The organism is Agromyces sp. Y782 (assembly GCF_059445405.1).
This window is the reverse complement of record NZ_JCAIUG010000002.1, coordinates 373,104-389,329: the sequence shown is the minus strand read 5'-3', so window position 1 is coordinate 389,329 and position 16,226 is coordinate 373,104. Positions and strand designations below refer to the sequence as shown.

General features: G+C 68.5%; 15 protein-coding genes and 2 tRNA genes. 4 read left to right on the top strand and 13 right to left on the bottom strand.

The genetic code is table 11. The features are described 5' to 3' along the window. Positions 1-38 precede the first annotated feature (38 nt). Entirely contained in the window at positions 39-1,076 is a 1,038-nt protein-coding gene (locus tag AC1C2S_RS16035) for a TerC family protein (RefSeq protein WP_495353601.1), read from the bottom strand. A gap of 209 nt (positions 1,077-1,285) precedes the next feature. Between AC1C2S_RS16035 and AC1C2S_RS16030 the strand changes: the two genes are divergently transcribed. Further along, positions 1,286-1,999 (top strand): TIGR00645 family protein, encoded by a 714-nt coding sequence (locus tag AC1C2S_RS16030; protein WP_495353600.1) that lies wholly within the window; start codon positions 1,286-1,288, stop codon positions 1,997-1,999. 158 nt (positions 2,000-2,157) lie between these two features. Here the strand turns inward: AC1C2S_RS16030 and AC1C2S_RS16025 are convergent. Both AC1C2S_RS16025 and AC1C2S_RS16020 read right to left on the bottom strand, forming a co-directional pair. Continuing rightward, positions 2,158-2,230 (bottom strand) — tRNA-Glu (locus AC1C2S_RS16025). A 98-nt stretch (positions 2,231-2,328) separates the two neighbouring features. Then, positions 2,329-3,231, bottom strand: a complete 903-nt coding sequence (locus AC1C2S_RS16020; protein WP_495353599.1) for a diacylglycerol/lipid kinase family protein — start codon at positions 3,229-3,231, stop codon at positions 2,329-2,331. 60 nt (positions 3,232-3,291) lie between these two features. Between AC1C2S_RS16020 and AC1C2S_RS16015 the strand changes: the two genes are divergently transcribed. Continuing rightward, the gene (locus AC1C2S_RS16015) at positions 3,292-3,927 is read left to right on the top strand and encodes an MBL fold metallo-hydrolase (protein ID WP_495353598.1); all 636 of its coding nucleotides are present in this window, start codon (positions 3,292-3,294) and stop codon (positions 3,925-3,927) included. On the opposite strand, the gene AC1C2S_RS16010 is transcribed toward AC1C2S_RS16015, so the two are convergent. The 5 genes from AC1C2S_RS16010 to AC1C2S_RS15990 all read right to left on the bottom strand — a co-directional run bounded on the left by AC1C2S_RS16010 (position 3,928) and on the right by AC1C2S_RS15990 (position 10,705). Next, on the bottom strand, positions 3,928-5,397 hold the full coding sequence (locus AC1C2S_RS16010) for a serine hydrolase domain-containing protein (RefSeq protein ID WP_495353597.1): 1,470 nt from the start codon (positions 5,395-5,397) through the stop codon (positions 3,928-3,930). A 98-nt stretch (positions 5,398-5,495) separates the two neighbouring features. Continuing rightward, positions 5,496-7,865 (bottom strand): transglycosylase domain-containing protein, encoded by a 2,370-nt coding sequence (locus AC1C2S_RS16005; protein WP_495353596.1) that lies wholly within the window; start codon positions 7,863-7,865, stop codon positions 5,496-5,498. A gap of 201 nt (positions 7,866-8,066) precedes the next feature. Further along, positions 8,067-8,141: transfer RNA gene (locus tag AC1C2S_RS16000), tRNA-Gln, on the bottom strand. A gap of 96 nt (positions 8,142-8,237) precedes the next feature. Further along, complete coding sequence (gltX, locus tag AC1C2S_RS15995; protein WP_495353595.1) at positions 8,238-9,752, bottom strand: glutamate--tRNA ligase; 1,515 nt, start codon at positions 9,750-9,752, stop codon at positions 8,238-8,240. Between the two features lie 11 nt (positions 9,753-9,763). Further along, entirely contained in the window at positions 9,764-10,705 is a 942-nt protein-coding gene (locus tag AC1C2S_RS15990; protein ID WP_495353594.1) for a LysR family transcriptional regulator, read from the bottom strand. 82 nt (positions 10,706-10,787) lie between these two features. Here AC1C2S_RS15990 and AC1C2S_RS15985 point away from each other — a divergent pair, with 82 nt between their 5' ends. Further along, entirely contained in the window at positions 10,788-11,861 is a 1,074-nt protein-coding gene (locus tag AC1C2S_RS15985) for an aminotransferase class V-fold PLP-dependent enzyme (RefSeq protein WP_495353593.1), read from the top strand. A 109-nt stretch (positions 11,862-11,970) separates the two neighbouring features. Here AC1C2S_RS15985 and AC1C2S_RS15980 read toward each other — a convergent pair whose 3' ends face one another. Together AC1C2S_RS15980 and AC1C2S_RS15975 are read right to left on the bottom strand one after the other, a co-directional pair. Next, a complete protein-coding gene (locus AC1C2S_RS15980) occupies positions 11,971-12,690 on the bottom strand; it encodes a helix-turn-helix transcriptional regulator (protein ID WP_495353592.1) in 720 nt (239 codons plus the stop codon). Beyond that, the gene (locus AC1C2S_RS15975) at positions 12,671-13,141 is read right to left on the bottom strand and encodes a group III truncated hemoglobin (protein ID WP_495353591.1); all 471 of its coding nucleotides are present in this window, start codon (positions 13,139-13,141) and stop codon (positions 12,671-12,673) included. The genes AC1C2S_RS15980 and AC1C2S_RS15975 overlap by 20 nt, the downstream gene beginning before the upstream one ends. Positions 13,142-13,247: 106 nt before the next feature. Between AC1C2S_RS15975 and AC1C2S_RS15970 the strand changes: the two genes are divergently transcribed. Beyond that, entirely contained in the window at positions 13,248-13,751 is a 504-nt protein-coding gene (locus tag AC1C2S_RS15970; protein ID WP_495353590.1) for a hypothetical protein, read from the top strand. A 57-nt stretch (positions 13,752-13,808) separates the two neighbouring features. Here AC1C2S_RS15970 and AC1C2S_RS15965 read toward each other — a convergent pair whose 3' ends face one another. The 3 genes from AC1C2S_RS15965 to AC1C2S_RS15955 are packed head-to-tail and all read right to left on the bottom strand — an operon-like array spanning position 13,809 to position 16,215. Continuing rightward, positions 13,809-14,579: a fumarylacetoacetate hydrolase family protein gene (locus AC1C2S_RS15965; RefSeq protein WP_495353589.1), complete on the bottom strand. Its 771-nt coding sequence runs from the start codon at positions 14,577-14,579 to the stop codon at positions 13,809-13,811. Beyond that, positions 14,576-15,103, bottom strand: a complete 528-nt coding sequence (locus AC1C2S_RS15960; RefSeq protein ID WP_495353588.1) for a GNAT family acetyltransferase — start codon at positions 15,101-15,103, stop codon at positions 14,576-14,578. The genes AC1C2S_RS15965 and AC1C2S_RS15960 overlap by 4 nt, the downstream gene beginning before the upstream one ends. Next, positions 15,100-16,215 carry a branched-chain amino acid aminotransferase gene (locus tag AC1C2S_RS15955; protein WP_495353587.1) on the bottom strand — a complete coding sequence of 372 codons (1,116 nt, stop codon included), beginning with the start codon at positions 16,213-16,215 and terminating at the stop codon, positions 15,100-15,102. The genes AC1C2S_RS15960 and AC1C2S_RS15955 overlap by 4 nt, the downstream gene beginning before the upstream one ends. Between the last annotated feature and the right edge of the window lie 11 nt (positions 16,216-16,226).

The window sequence follows — 16,226 nt, the reverse complement described above, 5'->3', positions numbered from 1 at the left end:
GGATACCGCTCGCCCGGCTGCGGCCCGGGGCGATCGTCTCAGTGACCGTCGGGGTGCGAATCCTCGGTGAAGTGCGGCACCTCGTCCATGAGCTTGTGGCCCCGCGACTTCGCATCGACGCGGGCCTTGATGAGGCTCGCGACCGTCGCGACCGCCATCGCGGCGAGGATCACGCCGAGCGACATCCAGGTGGAGATCTCGGGTGCCCACTCGATGTGCTCACCGCCGTTGATGAACGGCAACTCGTTGACGTGCATCGCGTGCAGCACGAGCTTGACGCCGATGAAGGCGAGGATGAACGCGATGCCGTACTTGAGGTACTCGAGGCGCTCGAGCAGACCGCCAAGCAGGAAGTACAGCTGACGCAGGCCCATGAGCGCGAACACGTTCGCCGTGAATACGATGAACGGGCTCTGGGTGATGCCGAAGATCGCGGGGATCGAGTCGAGCGCGAAGAGCAGGTCGGTCGTGCCGATCGCGACGAAGACGATGAGCATCGGCGTGAAGAACCGCTTGCCGTCGATGACCGTGCGGAGCTTGACGCCGTCGTACTCGTCGGTGATCGCGACCCGCCTGCGCAGGATGCGCACGATGAAGGTGTCGCTGTCGTCGTCTTCGTGGCTGTCGCGCACCTGCTGGATCGCGGTCCAGACGAGCCACGCGCCGAAGATGTAGAAGATCCACGAGAAGTTCTCGATGAGCGAGGCACCGAGGAGGATGAAGATGCCGCGCAGCACGAGGGCGATGATGATGCCCACCATGAGCACCTCTTGCTGCAGTTTTCTCGGCACCGAGAACTTCGCCATGATGATGACGAAGACGAAGAGGTTGTCGATCGAGAGGCTGTACTCCGTCAGCCAGCCGGCGAGGAACTGGCCACCGTGCTCTGCGTCGCCGAGCACGAACATGAGCCCGGCGAAGACGAGCGCCAGCGCGACGTAGAACGCGACCCAGAGCGACGACTCCTTGACCGAGGGCACGTGGGGTCGCTTCAGCACGAGCAACAGGTCGCCGACGAGGATCAGCGTCAAGACGACCAGGGAACCGACTTCGAACCAGATGGGAAGATCGAGCACGTTGTGCCTTTCGGAATGCGGGGACAGCGGAATCCGAAAGTCTCTCCCACTGCTGCTCTCGCAGGTCCCACGCCCGGAGCGGCGACGACGGCGCTCGTACTGACGATCGTGGGTCGAGGCCGGGCCTCGCGGGATACTCCCCTTCGCTTCGGCGAGTCTAGCCGACACGAGTGCGCCGTAGACTCGAACCCCCGATCCGAGGAGAGACCTTGAGCGCCACGAAGACGCCACCGCCCGCCCGGTCCGAATACCGCATCGCCCCGTGGTCGAGAGCCGTCGGCCTGCTCATCTTCACGAGCAGATGGCTGCAAGCCCCGCTCTATCTCGGCCTCATGGTCGCACAGGCCATCTACGTCGTGGTCTTCCTCAAAGAGCTGTGGCACCTCGTCGAAGGGGTCTTCTTCGACCCGCATCCGCTGACCGAGGCCCAGATCATGCTGCTCGTGCTCGGACTCATCGATGTCGTCATGATCGCGAACCTGCTCATCATGGTCATCATCGGCGGCTACGAGACGTTCGTCTCACGTATCAAGGTCGACGGACACCCCGACCAGCCCGAGTGGCTGAGTCACGTCAACGCGAACGTGCTCAAGGTCAAGCTCGCAATGGCCATCGTCGGCATCTCGTCGATCCACCTGCTGAAGACCTTCATCGAGGTCGGCGGCATGACCGCCAGCGGAACGACCGAAGACGGCGAGAAGTACACGCCCACGGGCGTCATGTGGCAGGTCATCATCCACTGCGTCTTCATCCTGTCGGCGCTCGCCCTCGCACTCATCGACCGGATGTCATACCACCAGGTCCGCCTGCACGAGGTGCACGACGGCGTCGCTGTTCCCGAGCCAGCCCCCGAGCCCGACGCCCGTCTCGGGCTCGAAGACGACGCGGCGCCCGAGCTCGTCGGCAGCGGCATCCGCCACTGAGCAGCCGCTGCGGTGCGGCATCGAACGGATGTCGCACCGCAGCGCCGTTCGCGTGTCCGTGCCCGCGCAGACGACCCCGCGCAGCGGAACGACGCCGGAAACGCCGAATGCCCTCGCGGAAGCGAAGGCACTCGAGTGGTTGTCGCTTGTCACATGCGTGACCCCAGCGGGATTTGAACCCGCGCTGCCGCCGTGAGAGGGCGGTGTCCTAGGCCGCTAAACGATGGGGCCGAATCGACAACTTGAAGAGTATGACACAGCTTCAGGGCCGCCGCAAAATCGCGGCAGCGGCGACATCCGCGCGCTCGAGGGGGTTGTTCGCGGCTCTCTCAGGCGAAGACGGAGACCGCGCCGGGCACGATCTCGATGTCGATCGGCAACGGCCCGATGCGCTCGCCGTCGGCGTAGGCGACGATGTCGTCGGCCTCGATGCGCACGGCGCGGGCGGTGAGGAACTCGACCGCCGGATGATCGGTGTGCCGGCCCGCGAACACCTTCGGGAAGACGGCGACGAGCCCCGCCCGCGACAGCGGATGCACGATGAACACGTCGAGCAGTCCGTCGGTGAGGTCGGCGTGCGGCACGATGCGCATGCCCCCGCCGATCGAGGAGTTGTTCGCGACGGAGACGAGCATCGCGCGTTGCTCGCGGCGCACTCCGTCGACCGTGATCGCATAGCTGCGAGGGCGGAACGTCACGAGTTCGCGCACCATCGCGAGCGTGTACCGGCTCGGGCCCCTGGGCCGGACCATCCCGTTCGCCCGCTCGTTGACGACGGCGTCGAAGCCGGCCGAGACCACGCTGACGAACCAGGTGGTCAACTCGCCGTGGCGGATGACGCCGGCGTCGATCGCCCGGGGTTCCCGGCCGAGGGCGGCAACGAGCGCCTCGGTCGCCGCGGCCGGGTCGTCGACTGCGAGTCCGAGCCCGCGTGCCAGGTCATTGCCCGTGCCGGCGGCGACGATGCCGAGGGGCACGCCGGTGCCCGCGATGAGGTTCACGCCGAGCGACACCATGCCGTCGCCGCCGACCACGATCACGCCGTCGGTGCCGAGCGCGAATGCCGACTCGACCTCGCGGCGAAGCAGTTCGAAGTTGGCCTCGCGGAGCTCGGAGACCTCGTACCCCTCGCGAATCAGCCGCTGCGCGACCGCGGGCCCGACGGCGCGATTGCGACCGAACGAGGCTGCTGGATTGATCGCGACGATGAGTCGCTTGGGAGCGCTGGGCATGGAGAGATTCTGGCAGGCGCACGGCTTGCGCGCAGACCGCGCGCGGTGTTGGCTCGGAACATGCGTCTCACGAAACTCGAACATGCCGCGCTCGTCATCGAAGACTCCGGCGACAAGCTCTACGTCGACCCGGGCAAGTTCACGACGCCGATCACCGAGTCGGCCGGCACCGTCGCGGTCGTGATCACGCACCAGCACGACGATCACTGGACGCCCGAGCAACTCACGCGCATCATCGAGGCCGATCCCGAGGTGCGCATCTTCGGCCCTGCGGGCGTCGCCGCGGTGGCCGCCGACTTTCCGATCGAGGTCGTCGCTGCGGGCGACACGATCGAGGTCGGGCCGTTCCGGCTGCGGTTCTTCGGCGGGCGGCACGCGCTCATCCATGCGTCGATCCCGCTCGTCGACAACCTCGGTGTGCTCGTGAACGACGCCCTCTACTACGGCGGCGATTCGTTCACCGTGCCCGGCGTGCCCGTCGAGGTGCTCGCCGCGCCGGCCGGCGCTCCATGGATGAAGATCGGCGAGGCGATGGACTACGTCGTCGAGATCGCGCCGCGGCGGGCGTTCCCGACCCACGAGATGGTGCTCTCGCGCGCCGGCAAGGCGCTCTCGAACGCACGACTGGCCTGGGCGACCCAGCAGGGCGGCGGCGAGTACCTACCGCTCGAGCCGGGCGACACGCTCGACTTCTGATCAGGCGACGGATGCCTCGGGGTCTTCAACCCGAACGATGAATGTCTGCGCCCTGGGCGCGGCGAGCGGGGTCATCCGCACCTCGACCCTGAGCCGCCCGGTCGCGCCGGGTAGGAACCACACGAGGTGATCGGGCGAGTCGCACGTCGCACCGACGGGCGTCGTGCTCGCCTCGGTGCGCCCGCCGACAGCGGCCCAAGCAGCTTCGATCGCGGCGCGGCGCTCGTCGTAGGGCACGTCGAGCCCCACGTTCACCGCGAGCACGGCCGAGGCCGCGGCATCCGACCACTCGTTCACGAGCCGGCTCAGCGCGACGGATGCCTCGTGGGTCTCGGGCCACGGAACGGGGGCCGCCGACACGGGGCCGCTGCGCTCGGCCGCCTCGAGCACGATCGCAAGCGCGACCTCGGCACCCTGGGAGACCCTGGCGTACGTCGCGTTCTCGAATGCGACGACCCCCAGGCCGGATGCGGCGTGCCAGCGCATGTGCGCACTGAATCCCGGATAGCCGCCCGAATGCGACACGATCGCGCCGAACCGCTCATCGAGCTCGACGAAGAGCCCGAAACCGTAGCCGTACACCGTCGGCGTCGGCGCGACCTGCGTGCCCGGCATCGCCGGAGGGCCGTGACGTTTCGCGGCGACTCGCGTGAGCTGCTGCATCTCGCGCCGGCTGGCCGCGCTGAGCGGGCCGCGTTCATCGCCTTCCCAGGCCGAGGCGAGCCAGGCCGCCCACGCCGCGAGGCTCCTGGCCGAGGCGAAGAGTCCGCCGATGGCCGAGAAGACGCCCGGCCCGGTGAACGGGAGCGCGCGCCACCCCTCGCCATCGACCTTCCGGTAGCCGATCGCGACCGACGGCTCCGCACTCTCGGGCCGCTCGAATCGCACGTCGAGCCCGAGCGGGTCGATGAGTTCGCGTGCGACGAACTCGGTGAACGCGACCCCCGAGACCCGCTCGACGACCTGACCGAGCACCGCGTATCCCAGGTTCGAGTATTCGAGCGCCGTGCCGGGGATCGTGACGCAGCGGATGCCCGCGGCGAGCGTCGCACGGAACTCCTCGGGCGTCATCGACTCCTCGCGGTCGGCCCACGGGTCATCGGTCGGCAGCCCGCCCGACATCGTCATGAGCATGCGGACGGTCGGCGCGACGTCGAGACCACCCGGATTCCGGGGCGAGAACTCGGGTACGAATGCGTTCGCCGGGGTGTCGAGGTCGAGGAGTCCCCGATCGCGGAGCAGCAGCAGTCCGGCAGCGGTGAAGCTCTTGGTGCAACTCGCGATGCGGAAGAGCGTGTCTGGGCCGGATGCCTTCGTCGCCCCGGCGAGCTCCGCGGAGCCCGAAGCCCCGGCTTCGATCAGGCCATCACGATCGAACACGGCCCAGCTCGAACCTGGCGCGGTGCCGTCCGCGAGCCGCTCGGCGAAGACGGACTCGATGGCCCGCACGGTGTCGGCGGCGACGCGCATGTTGCTCCCTCGTGATCGTCCCGCCGACGCGGGGTCTCCCCCAGCGTACAAGTCGGTTTCACACGAACCGGCGAATGGCGCCGGGAGCGCACCGGCTGTCAGCCGCGACCGCGGTCGCCGCCGCGATCACCGTCGTCGCGATCACCGCGACCCGGGCCGCCGTCACCATCGTCACCGGGCCCGTCGTTCGGCGGCTCGACCGCAGGCGGCCCGTCGCTCTCGGCCGGAGCGCTCTTCTGCGGCGCAGCCGGCCCGGGCGCCGCCACCGTGAAGGCATCGCCGCCGTACTTCGCCGCCGCAACCGACATGACCATCGGCCACATCCGGTGCCGGGCAGTGGCCGCTTGGCCGCTGTCGAATGAGATCGCACGCTGGTTGGCATCACCCGTGAGGCTCACCACACCGGCGACCGTCGCGACCTTCGAACTCGCCCCCGCCATCCAAGTGTCTTTGCTGCCGTCGGTCGTGCCCGTCTTGCCGATCATCGGCACGTGGGGTTGCACCCCACCGTTCGACACGGTGGCGGTACCGCTCGTCATCACGAGCTGCATCGCATAGTGCATGGCTGCGGCGACCTCAGGTGACACGGCGGGAGTACAACTCGACGCCGGCACGGCAACCTCGTTGCCATCGCGGTCGGTGATGCGATCGATCGCGATCGGAGTGCAGGCCACACCGTTGTTCGCGATACCGGCGAAGGCGATGGCGAGGCTGAGCGGAGCCACCTCGTTCGTGCCGATCACGCTCGACGGACCCTGTTGCAGCGGATCGCCATCGGCGCGGTGCATCCCGAACGCCTCCGCGGTCTTGCGGATGCCGCAGAGGTCGAGCCTCTTCGCCATGCCGATGAACCCGGTGTTGATCGAGTTGACCGTCGACTCGAGAGCCGTGTAGTTGGCGCCGGCCTCGTTCGCATCGTTCCTCGGATTCCACGGCCCGGCATTCTGCGGGCCGAAACAACTGTCTCGGAAGGTGCCCCAGTTCGACTTCGGCTTGGAATCGACGCGCTCGGAAAGCGAGTGGCCCTCGTTGAGCCACTGCGCGAGGGTGAAGACCTTGTAGGTCGACCCGGGCTGGAACCCGCTCGAGCCGCCCTGCGTGTAGTCGGTGTTGTAGTTGATGCTCGTGTACTGCGGGCCCGTCTCGAGCACCTTGGGGTCTTGGCTGTACTGCTTGTTCTGCGCCATGGCCAGCACACGCCCGGTGCCGACCTGCACACTCGAGATCACGCTCCCGACGTCCCAACCGGGGTAGGTCTGCGGCACGTTCTGGGCGATCGCGTTCTCTGCTGCCACCTGCAAGTCGAGGTCGAGCGTCGTGTAGACGTCGTAGCCGCCGCGCCGGAAGTTCCGCATGCGCGTCTCCGCGTCATCCCCGAAGGTCGGATCGGTCTGCAGGATGTTCTTCACGTAGTCGCAGAAGTACGCCGACCCGTTCGCGGTCTGGCACCCGGTGCTCGGCTCCTTGATGGCGGGCTGCACCGGGGTGGCCACCGCCGCGTCGTACTCCTCTCGGGTGATCTTCTTCTCGTCGAGCATGTGGAAGAGGATGTAGTCGCGGCGAGCCTGGTTTCTCGCGTACCCGTTCGCTGCGCCGTTCTCCTCGTTCTCAGGCCTGTCGAGCTGGAACTCCACGGGGTTGTTGACGATCGCCATCAGCGAGGCCGCCTGAGCGAGCGTGAGGTTCGCCGCGGAGGTGCTGTAGTAGTAGTTCGCTGCCGCCTCGACACCGTACACGGTGCCGCCGAAGCCCGCGATGTTCAGGTAGCTGAGCAGTATGTCGTTCTTGGAATACCGCTTCTCGACGCCGATCGCGAGGCGCATCTCTTTCAGCTTGCGTTCGATACCGGCGTTGCCGGTGGATTCCGTCGCGGAGTCGTAGCACTCCGCCTTCTGCTCGTCGATGAGGGCACGGCGTCCGTCGATGCCGAGGGCCTCTGCCTCTTCCTCCGACATGCCCTCGAACGCCGTCACGTTCGCCTCGCCCTCGCACTCCTGCACCCGCACGTTCTTCACGTACTGCTGCGCGATCGACGACCCGCCCTGGGTCTCCCCGCCGGTCGCGGTCGTCACCGCGGCCCGGAGCGTGCCCTGCAGGTCGACGCCCCCGTGTTCGTAGAACCGCGGATCCTCACCGGCGATCGCGGCATCCTTCACGTACTGACTGACGGCGTCCCAACCGACCTCGACCCGGTTCTGGTCGTAGAACGAGGCGAGCAGCACCGGGCTGCCATCATTGGCAAGCGCGTAGATGTTGCTCTTCTCGGAGAGCTCGTCGATCTCGAGATAACCGGGGAGCTTGTCGAACATTCCGATGGTTCCGGATGCCGCGATGCCGACGGTCGCGAGTGCGGGCGTGACTCCGGCGACGACGAGCAGGGCGGCGCCGACGCTCGCCGCGATCAATCCGATGAAGCCGCCGATCACCCCGAGGGTCGTCCGCGTCTCTTGGAAGTCACGACTCCGCATGTTCCGAGAAACCATGGCCCACCAATCCCCTGTCGACGTCTCTCGATTCACCAGGGAGCCTGTATGGAGGCTCGAACGGTGCCGACAACTCAATGCAATCGCAGCGCGCCGCCGAAGTCCAGCCCACACGACGACCACTTCACGGCTCGGTATTCGGGAAAAGAAAAAGGCCCGCGTGACCGGGCCTTTTTCACAAAATATTGGCTGGGGTACCTGGACTCGAACCAAGAACAACGGTACCAGAAACCGCCGTGTTGCCAATTACACCATACCCCAATGGCCGAAACCGAAGTCCCCGGCCGACATGTAACTCTAGCCTACGAGCACACCCCCGCCAAACCGAGCTGCGCTCAGCGGGAGCCTCTCGGCTGCTCAGGCGATGAGCGCCGTGAGCCGGTCGATGCGCTCGAGCGAGTCGACCTTGCCGAGGATCTGCATCGACTCGAAGAGCGGCGGCGAGACCCGTCGACCGGAGATTGCGGTGCGGACGGCACCGAAGGCCACTCGGGGCTTCAGGGCGAGGCCGTCGACGAGGGCGGCGCGTAGTGCCTCTTCGATCTGCACGTGCGTCCACTCTTCGGCCGGCAATCGGTCGAGCGCCTCGCGGGCAGCCGCGAGCACGGTGGCTGCATCAGCGGTGAGCGCGGCGACGGCTGACTCCTCGAACTCGAGCTCTGCGGCATCCGTGAAGAGGAATCCCAGCATGCCGGGAGCCTCGCCCAGCAGGGAGATGCGCTCCTGCACGAGCGGCGCGCCCTCGGCGAGCACGGCCTCTTCGCCGGGGGTGATCGGTGTCGAAACCGCACCGGCCGCCTGCAGGTACGGCACCGTGCGGGCGGCGAAGTCGGCGACGTCGAGCTGGCGGATGTGGTCGCCGTTGATCGACTCGGCCTTCTTCAGGTCGAAGCGGGCGGGGTTGGGGTTCACGTTCTCGACATCGAAGGCCGCGACGAGCTCGTCGCGGCTGAACACGTCGCGGTCGGCGGAGTAGCCCCAGCCGAGGAGCGCCAGATAGTTCAGGAGCCCTTCGGGAATGAAGCCGCGGTCGCGATGGTGGAACAGGTTCGACTCGGGGTCGCGCTTGGAGAGCTTCTTGTTCCCCTCGCCCATGACGTAGGGCAGATGGCCGAAGCGCGGCACGAACGCGGTCACGCCGATGTCGATGAGCGCGTGGTACAGCGCGATCTGACGAGGCGTCGACGACAGCAGGTCTTCGCCGCGCAGCACGTGCGTGATGCCCATGAGCGCGTCGTCGACGGGGTTCACGAGCGTGTACAGCGGTGCGCCGTTCGGGCGAACGACGACGAAGTCGGTCGTGTTTCCGGCAGGGAAGGTGATCTCGCCGCGCACGAGGTCGTCGAAGCCGAGGTCGACCTCGGGCACCCGCAGTCGCAGCGCCGGCTCGCGACCTTCGGCGCGGAACGCCGTACGCTGCTCGTCGGTGAGATCGCGATCGAAGTTGTCGTAGCCGAGCTGTTTCGGGCGACCGGCCGCCTCGTTGCGGGCGTCGATCTCTTCAGCGTTCGAGAAGCTCTCGTAGACGTGGCCCGAGGCCTTCAGTCTTTCGATGACGTCGGCGTAGATGCCGGCGCGCTGCGACTGCCGGTAGGGCTCATGCGGGCCGCCGACGCCGACGCCTTCATCCCAGTCGAGGCCGAGCCAGGTGAGCGCATCGAGGATCTGCTCGTAGCTCTCTTCGCTGTCGCGCGCGGCATCGGTGTCTTCGATGCGGAACACGAACGTGCCGCCGGTGTGGCGCGCGTACGCCCAGTTGAAGAGGGCGGTGCGTACGAGGCCGACGTGCGGCGTGCCGGTCGGCGAAGGGCAGAAGCGCACACGGATGTCGCTGCCGGTGGCCTGGGTCGTGGGGTGAGCTGTCTCAGACATACCCCTCAATGCTATCGAGGCGCGAGGGTCGCGAGTACGGCGAGTGTCGCGGCCACGGCAGGCACGCGTTCGGCGCCGCGCGCCGTGACGAGATGGAGCGAACGCACATCGGCCCGAGCAGTGGGCCTGGCGACGACGTCGGCATGTCGCGGCGATGCGGCGAGCGCGAGCGCCGGCATCAGTGCCACCCCGAGGCGTTGCGCGACCATGCCCTCGACCGCGACGAAGTTGTCGGTTTCGAACGCGATGCGCGGCGTGAACCCGGCGGCGCCGGCGAGCTCGAGCAGGTGGCCGCGGCACCGCGGGCAGCCCGCGATCCAGGGCTCGTCGCGCAGCGTCTCGAGCGCGACGACGTCGGATGCCGCTGCGGGATGGCCGGCCGGGAGCACGAGCCGCATCGGCTCATCGCCGAAGCAGCGCACCTCGAGCCCGCGCGCGCTCGCCCGGTGCGGGTCGTCGCGGTCGCCCGGGTAGCTGAACGTGATCGCGAGGTCGGCGCCGTCGACACGCACCGCCTGAACAGCTTCGGGCGGCTCGGCCTCGACGTAGGTGACATCGATGCCGGGGTGCGCGGCGGCGAGCGCCGCGATCACGCGCGGCACGAGGGTCGCCGACGCCGAAGGGAAGGCGACGAGACGCACCCGGCCGGCTCTGAGCCCTCTGATCTCGGCGAGTTCGCCGGCCGCGGTCTCGAGCACCGTCGCGACCCCGTGCGCGTGCCGGGCGAGTACTCGACCCGATTCGGTCAGGCGGATGCCACGGCCCACGCGCTCCACGAGTGCGATGCCCGTGCGCTCTTCGAAGCGGCGCAACTGCTGGCTCACCGCGGGCTGGCTGTAGCCGAGGGACTCGGCGGCGGCCGTGAGCGAACCACGCGCGGCGATCTGCTGCACGACCCGCACGGTCTGCAGGTCGAGTGCAGCGGCGAGAGCATCGATCGCGGCATCCGGCATGCTCGAATCATAACCGAATGGCATATATATGATCGCTCACTTGATCTTGTCGAATGAATTCGTGCGGTCGAGACTGGACCGTATGCACCGCACGCACCCGACTCGTGATCGCTTCGCCGCCGGACGCGGCTATCTCGCCGCCTGCACCCTCGGCCTGCCCGCCGACGTCACTCGCGACGCGGTGCGACGCGACCTCGAGTCCTGGTCGTCGGGCACGGCGAACGGTGCCGACTACACGGCGGTGCACGAACGCGCGCGCGGCCATGCCGCTACCCTGCTCGGCCGCACAGCCGCCGACATCGCCACCGGGTCGCAGGTCTCCGTGTTCACCGGCATGGTCGCGGCATCCGCGCCCGCCGGCGCCGAGGTGATCTGCGTCGACGGCGACTTCTCTTCGGTCGTCGCACCGTTCCTCGCCCGCGGCGACCTGCGGGTGCGGCACGTTCCGCTCGCCGCGCTCGCCGACGCCGTCAGCCCGTCGACGTGGCTCGTCTCGTACTCGCTCGTGCAATCGGCCACCGGTGAGCTCGCCGACGCGGCATCCGTCACCCGCGCGGTCCGCGAGGCCGGCGCACTCAGCCTCGTCGACACCACACAGGCGACCGGGTGGATGGCCACCGACGCGCTCGAGGCCGACGTCGTCGTCTGCCATGCGTACAAATGGCTGTCGGCACCGCGCGGTGCCGCATTCGCCGCGTTCTCGCCGCGCGCCGTCGAGGAGATCACCCCGCACGCCGCCGGTTGGTACTCGGGCGCGGACCCGTGGGCCTCGTGCTACGGGCCGGGCCTGCACCTCGCCGACGACGCGCGGCGATTCGACGTCTCCCCCGCCTGGCACGCCTGGGCCGGCGCTGAGGCGGCGCTCGAATTCGCCGCCTCGCTCGACATGACGGGTGTGCGCGACCACGACGTCGGCCTCGCGAACGCGTTCCGCGAGCGTCTCGGGCTCGCGGCATCCGACAGTGCGATCGTGGCCTGGCCCGACGCCGACGGCGCCTCGCTCGCCGCGCTCGCCGCTGCGGGCATCACGGCGTCGGGGCGGGCCGGCCGAGCCAGGGTGGCGTTCCATCTCTGGAACGACGACGAGGACGTCGAGCTCGCCGCCAGTGCGCTCGACATCGGCCGCACCCGATCGCCGCTCAGCGCACGGCGCTGAGCGCAACGGGCCAGCGCCCTCGACATCGGCCGCACCCGATCGCCGCTCAGCGCACGGCACTGAGCGCAACGGGCCAGCGCCCTCGACATCGGCCGCACCCGATCGCCGCTCAGCGCACGGCGCTGAGCGCAACGAGGCACCGGTCGGGCGCGGCGAACGGCAGCAGCCGGGCTTCGACAGCCGATTCCGATGCCTCGCCCGAGAGCACTTCGCGGATGAGACTCTCATGCACGGCGCAGATGACATCGCGGTGACGTCGCGCCGCATCGCGGAACGGGCAGGCGTGGAGCGAGAGCCCTTCGGGCACCGGTTCGGGAGCGAAGCCGAGCTCGTCGAGCACCCGGACGAGTCGTTCGGTCGACGATGCCCGGGTCGACGCGATCTCGTCGGGCGAGGGTTCGACGGGCGAAACGCCCTCGTCGGGCGGGATCGACAGGCTCGAGGCCCAGCTTCGGCCCGCTTCACGAGCGAGCATCGCCCGCGTCTCGACTCCCTGCCCCTCGAGTGCGGCCGCGAGCAACTCGATCAGCCGTTCGCGGGAGCGTTCGTCTCGTGCGCGTGTCGCAACGGTGTCGACGAGCGCGTAGCGCAGGCGCGGTCGCCCTCGATGCGAGCGACGCTGGGCCGTCGTGGCGACGACGCCAGCCCCGACGAGCTGGTCGAGGTGGAAACGCGCGGTTGTGATGTGCACACCGATCGATTCGGCGAGCTCCGCGGCCTCGACGGGCTCTCCGGCCAGATGCAACGCGTCGAGCACCCGCCGCCTGGCCGGTGACGCGAGTGCGAGTGCCCAGCGGTCGGTGCCGGACTCAGCTTCCGCCGATTGCATCGATCGCCCCTTCCGCCTCGAGCCGAGCGCGCGTCGAGATTGTCTCGAACGCGCTGCCCGAACCGCCCGACAGCCGAAGGCCGATCGATCCGGCGATGCGGCGCGCCTGGATCTTCGCGCGCTCGGCCGACTCGCCGGCGAACTGCGCGTCGACGTTCGCGACCCAGAGTTCGAGCCATCGGTTGAAGTGCGCCGCGCCGAGCGGGGACTTCGCGTGAAGAGCGACGTGCATGGCGAGCGCGTTTCGACGGTAGCTGCCGGTGCGGAAGAGTACCGTCTCCCAGAAATCGCACATGATCGGCAGGTGGTGATCGAGATTCATGTGCGCGACATCGGTGAAGATCGGTCCGATGAGCGGATCGGCGAAGGCGCGACGGTAGAAGGAGTCGACGAGCCGCCTCACGTCGACACGGTCACGGATGTCGCGGAGCTCTCGCGGGTGATCGGCCATGCGCCCACGGTACCCGTCCTCCCAAATAAACCGCAATCTGTTACGTTCAATTCGACGGTCTCCGCCCAGGCGGGTGTCCGGGCGAATCGACGTCGAAGGGATCGAAATGGGTTCGGGCTATCAGATCGTCGCCGCAGACGGACACCTCCGCGACACGGGGCCGGCTCCGAGGATCGGACCGACCACCGTCGGCAACGCCCTCGGCATCGCGTTCATCGTCATCGGCGGACTCGTCGCCGCACTGACCGGGCCGCTGCAGCTGGAACGGGGCAGTTGGCTCGCGGCCTATCTCGTGCTCGTGGGCGGCGCCACCCAGTGCCTCATCGCCCGCGTGCTCGAACACGCCCCGTGGGCCACCGGCCGTGGCGGCTGGTTCACCTTCGCCGCTTGGAACCTCGGCAACCTGCTCGTCGTCGTCGGGGCGCTCGCACGGGTGCCGCTCATCGCCGACTCCGGCGGTCTGCTGGTCGCGGTGCCCCTCGTCCTGGCATTGCGGACCCCCGGCGGATCGGGGCCTGCTCGGCGTGCTGTCACGGCGCTCGCGCTCATCGTCGTGCTTGTCGGAGTGCCGGTCGGGCTCGTGCTCACCCACCTCCGTTCGGTGGGCTGACCGGGCGCGTTCGAATGCCTCGCCGCGCCGCCACGCCTCGACTCCCCGGCCGCCGGCTCAGGCGGAACGCACCGGGTTCGACAGGGTGCCGAGGCCTGAAATGGTGACTTCAACGGTGTCGCCGTCGATGATCGGGCCGACACCCGCCGGAGTGCCGGTGAGGATGACGTCGCCCGGCAGCAGGGTGAACACGCTCGATGCGTAGGCGATGATCGCGGGCACCGAGTGCACGAGGTCGGCGAGCCGGCCCTGCTGCTTGCGCACCCCGTTGACGCTCGTCTCGATCGTGCCGTTCTCGAAGTCCACTTCGGTGTCGATGACGGGGCCCAGAGGGCAGAACGAATCGAAGCCCTTCGCCCGCGCCCACTGCCCGTCGCGCTGCTGCAGGTCGCGGGCCGTGACGTCGTTGGCGATCGTGTACCCGAAGATGTACTCGTCGGCATCGGCTTCGGCGACGTTCTTCGCGATGCGGCCGATCACGACGGCGAGTTCGCCCTCGTGCTCGACGCGCTCGCTCTGCTTCGGCAGCACGATCGTGTCGTCGGGGCCGATGACCGAGGTGTTCGGCTTCAGGAACAGCAGCGGCTCGGCCGGCGCTTCGCCGCCCATCTCGGCGGCATGGTCGCGGTAGTTCTTGCCGACCGCGACGACCTTCGACCGTGGGATCACGGGCGCGAGCAGCTTGGCCTCGGTGAACTTGATGCGCTCGCCGGTCGGCTCGAAGCCCGCGAACATGGGGTCGGCCTTCAGTACGACGAGCTCGTGCTCCTCTTCGTCGACGATGCCGAACGAGATGGTGTCGTCGTGGCTGAAACGCGCAATCTTCATGCCTTCAGCCTACCGGCGGCGTGTTCGCGATCAGGAGCAGCCGGGGCATCGGGGATGAGCCGCTTGCCGAGGCTCACCGCCTCGTCGACGCCGTAGCCGAGGTGGCGGTAGAACTCGATCACCTCGGTGTTCGTCGAACGTACCTGCAGATTCAGTTTCGGGCAGCCCCGCTCGGCGAGGAGCCGTTCAGCCTCGGCCATCAGCCGCACACCGAGCCCTTCGCGGCGTCGCGACTCGTCGACGGCGAGGTAGTTCACCCAACCGCGATGCCCGTCGTACCCGACCATCGCCGTGGCGATGACCGTGGCGCCCGACTCCCCCACGAGGCCCGACGCCCCCACGAGGAAGAGGTCGGGCTGCACCGTGAGCTTGCGCTCGATGTCGAGGTACGGGTCGTTCCATGGCACGACGAGGCCGGTCGATCGCCAGAGCGCGACGACCGACTCCGTGTCGGCGATCTCGAAGGGACGGATGCGCACCTCGGCATCGCCGACGGGTGCCGCCGGCGCCGCGATCGTCGTCACGCGTCGAGGCGCGTCAACCAGCCGTGGCGGTCTTCGACGCGACCGTACTGGATGTCGGTGAGCTCCTGACGCAGCGCGAGGGCGAGGGCGGATGCCTCGGCGCCGGCGTGCACGATCTCGAAGTCTTCGCCGAGCAGGCGCCCGATGGGCACGACGACCGCAGCGGTGCCGCACGCGAAGGCCCCGACGATGTCACCGGATGCCGCGCCGGCACGCCACTCGTCGAGCGAGACGGTGCGTCGCTCGACCACGTGGCCTCGATCTGTCGCAAGCTGCAGGACGGAGTCGCGCGTGATGCCCTCGAGGATCGACTCCGACTCCGGCGTGACCAGGGTGCCGTCGCGCCGCACGAGCACGATGTTCATGCCGCCGAGCTCTTCGAGGTTGCCTTCGCTGTCGAGGAACGCGACCTGCTGGCATCCCTTCTCATATGCCTCCGCCTGAGGCAACAGGCTCGACGCGTAGTTGCCGCCGGTCTTCGCAGCGCCCGTGCCGCCCTTGCCGGCCCGCGAGTACTGGGTCGAGAGCCAGATGCTCACGGGCTCCACCCCGCCCGGGAAGTAGGCACCCGCGGGGCTCGCGATGACGTAGTAGTTGACCTTCTTTGCCGGGCGCACACCGAGGAACGCCTCTTTCGCGAACATGAACGGCCGCAGGTACAGGCTCGTCTCGGCGGCGCTCGGCACCCAGTCGGCGTCGACGGCGATGATCTGCTTCAGCGATTCGATGAAGTACTCGCTCGGCAGTTCGGGCAGCGCCATGCGATGGGCCGAGCGTTGCATGCGAGCCGCGTTCTCGTAGGGCCGGAAGGTGTGGATCGACCCGTCGGCGTGCCGGTACGCCTTCATGCCCTCGAAGATCTCTTGGGCATAGTGCAGCACGGCGGCAGCGGGGTCGAGCGCGATCGGGCCGTAGGGCGAGACGCGCGGGCGGTGCCAGCCGCCCTTCTCCGACCAGCAGATGTCGACCATGTGGTCGGTGAAGTGGGCGCCGAAACCGGGGTCGGCGAGGATCGACTCGCGTTCGGCGGGCGTCTTCGCCTGCTCGTTGCGGGTGACCTGCCAGATGAGTCCGGCTGCGGACGGGGCCTGGAGCGGGAGGTTGATCGTCATGATGTGTGTCC

What these genes read in the sequence shown, in the direction of transcription:
- AC1C2S_RS16015 (WP_495353598.1), top strand. Translation starts at nt 3,292, where the DNA reads ATGCGTCTCACGAAACTCGAACATGCCGCGCTCGTCATCGAAGACTCC.
- AC1C2S_RS16020 (WP_495353599.1), bottom strand. Translation starts at nt 3,231, where the DNA reads ATGCCCAGCGCTCCCAAGCGACTCATCGTCGCGATCAATCCAGCAGCC.
- AC1C2S_RS15980 (WP_495353592.1), bottom strand. Translation starts at nt 12,690, where the DNA reads ATGCAATCGGCGGAAGCTGAGTCCGGCACCGACCGCTGGGCACTCGCA.
- AC1C2S_RS16005 (WP_495353596.1), bottom strand. Translation starts at nt 7,865, where the DNA reads ATGCGGAGTCGTGACTTCCAAGAGACGCGGACGACCCTCGGGGTGATC.
- AC1C2S_RS15985 (WP_495353593.1), top strand. Translation starts at nt 10,788, where the DNA reads ATGCACCGCACGCACCCGACTCGTGATCGCTTCGCCGCCGGACGCGGC.
- gltX (WP_495353595.1), bottom strand. Translation starts at nt 9,752, where the DNA reads ATGTCTGAGACAGCTCACCCCACGACCCAGGCCACCGGCAGCGACATC.
- AC1C2S_RS15965 (WP_495353589.1), bottom strand. Translation starts at nt 14,579, where the DNA reads ATGAAGATTGCGCGTTTCAGCCACGACGACACCATCTCGTTCGGCATC.
- AC1C2S_RS16010 (WP_495353597.1), bottom strand. Translation starts at nt 5,397, where the DNA reads ATGCGCGTCGCCGCCGACACCGTGCGGGCCATCGAGTCCGTCTTCGCC.
- AC1C2S_RS15990 (WP_495353594.1), bottom strand. Translation starts at nt 10,705, where the DNA reads ATGCCGGATGCCGCGATCGATGCTCTCGCCGCTGCACTCGACCTGCAG.
- AC1C2S_RS15975 (WP_495353591.1), bottom strand. Translation starts at nt 13,141, where the DNA reads ATGGCCGATCACCCGCGAGAGCTCCGCGACATCCGTGACCGTGTCGAC.
- AC1C2S_RS15970 (WP_495353590.1), top strand. Translation starts at nt 13,248, where the DNA reads ATGGGTTCGGGCTATCAGATCGTCGCCGCAGACGGACACCTCCGCGAC.
- AC1C2S_RS15955 (WP_495353587.1), bottom strand. Translation starts at nt 16,215, where the DNA reads ATGACGATCAACCTCCCGCTCCAGGCCCCGTCCGCAGCCGGACTCATC.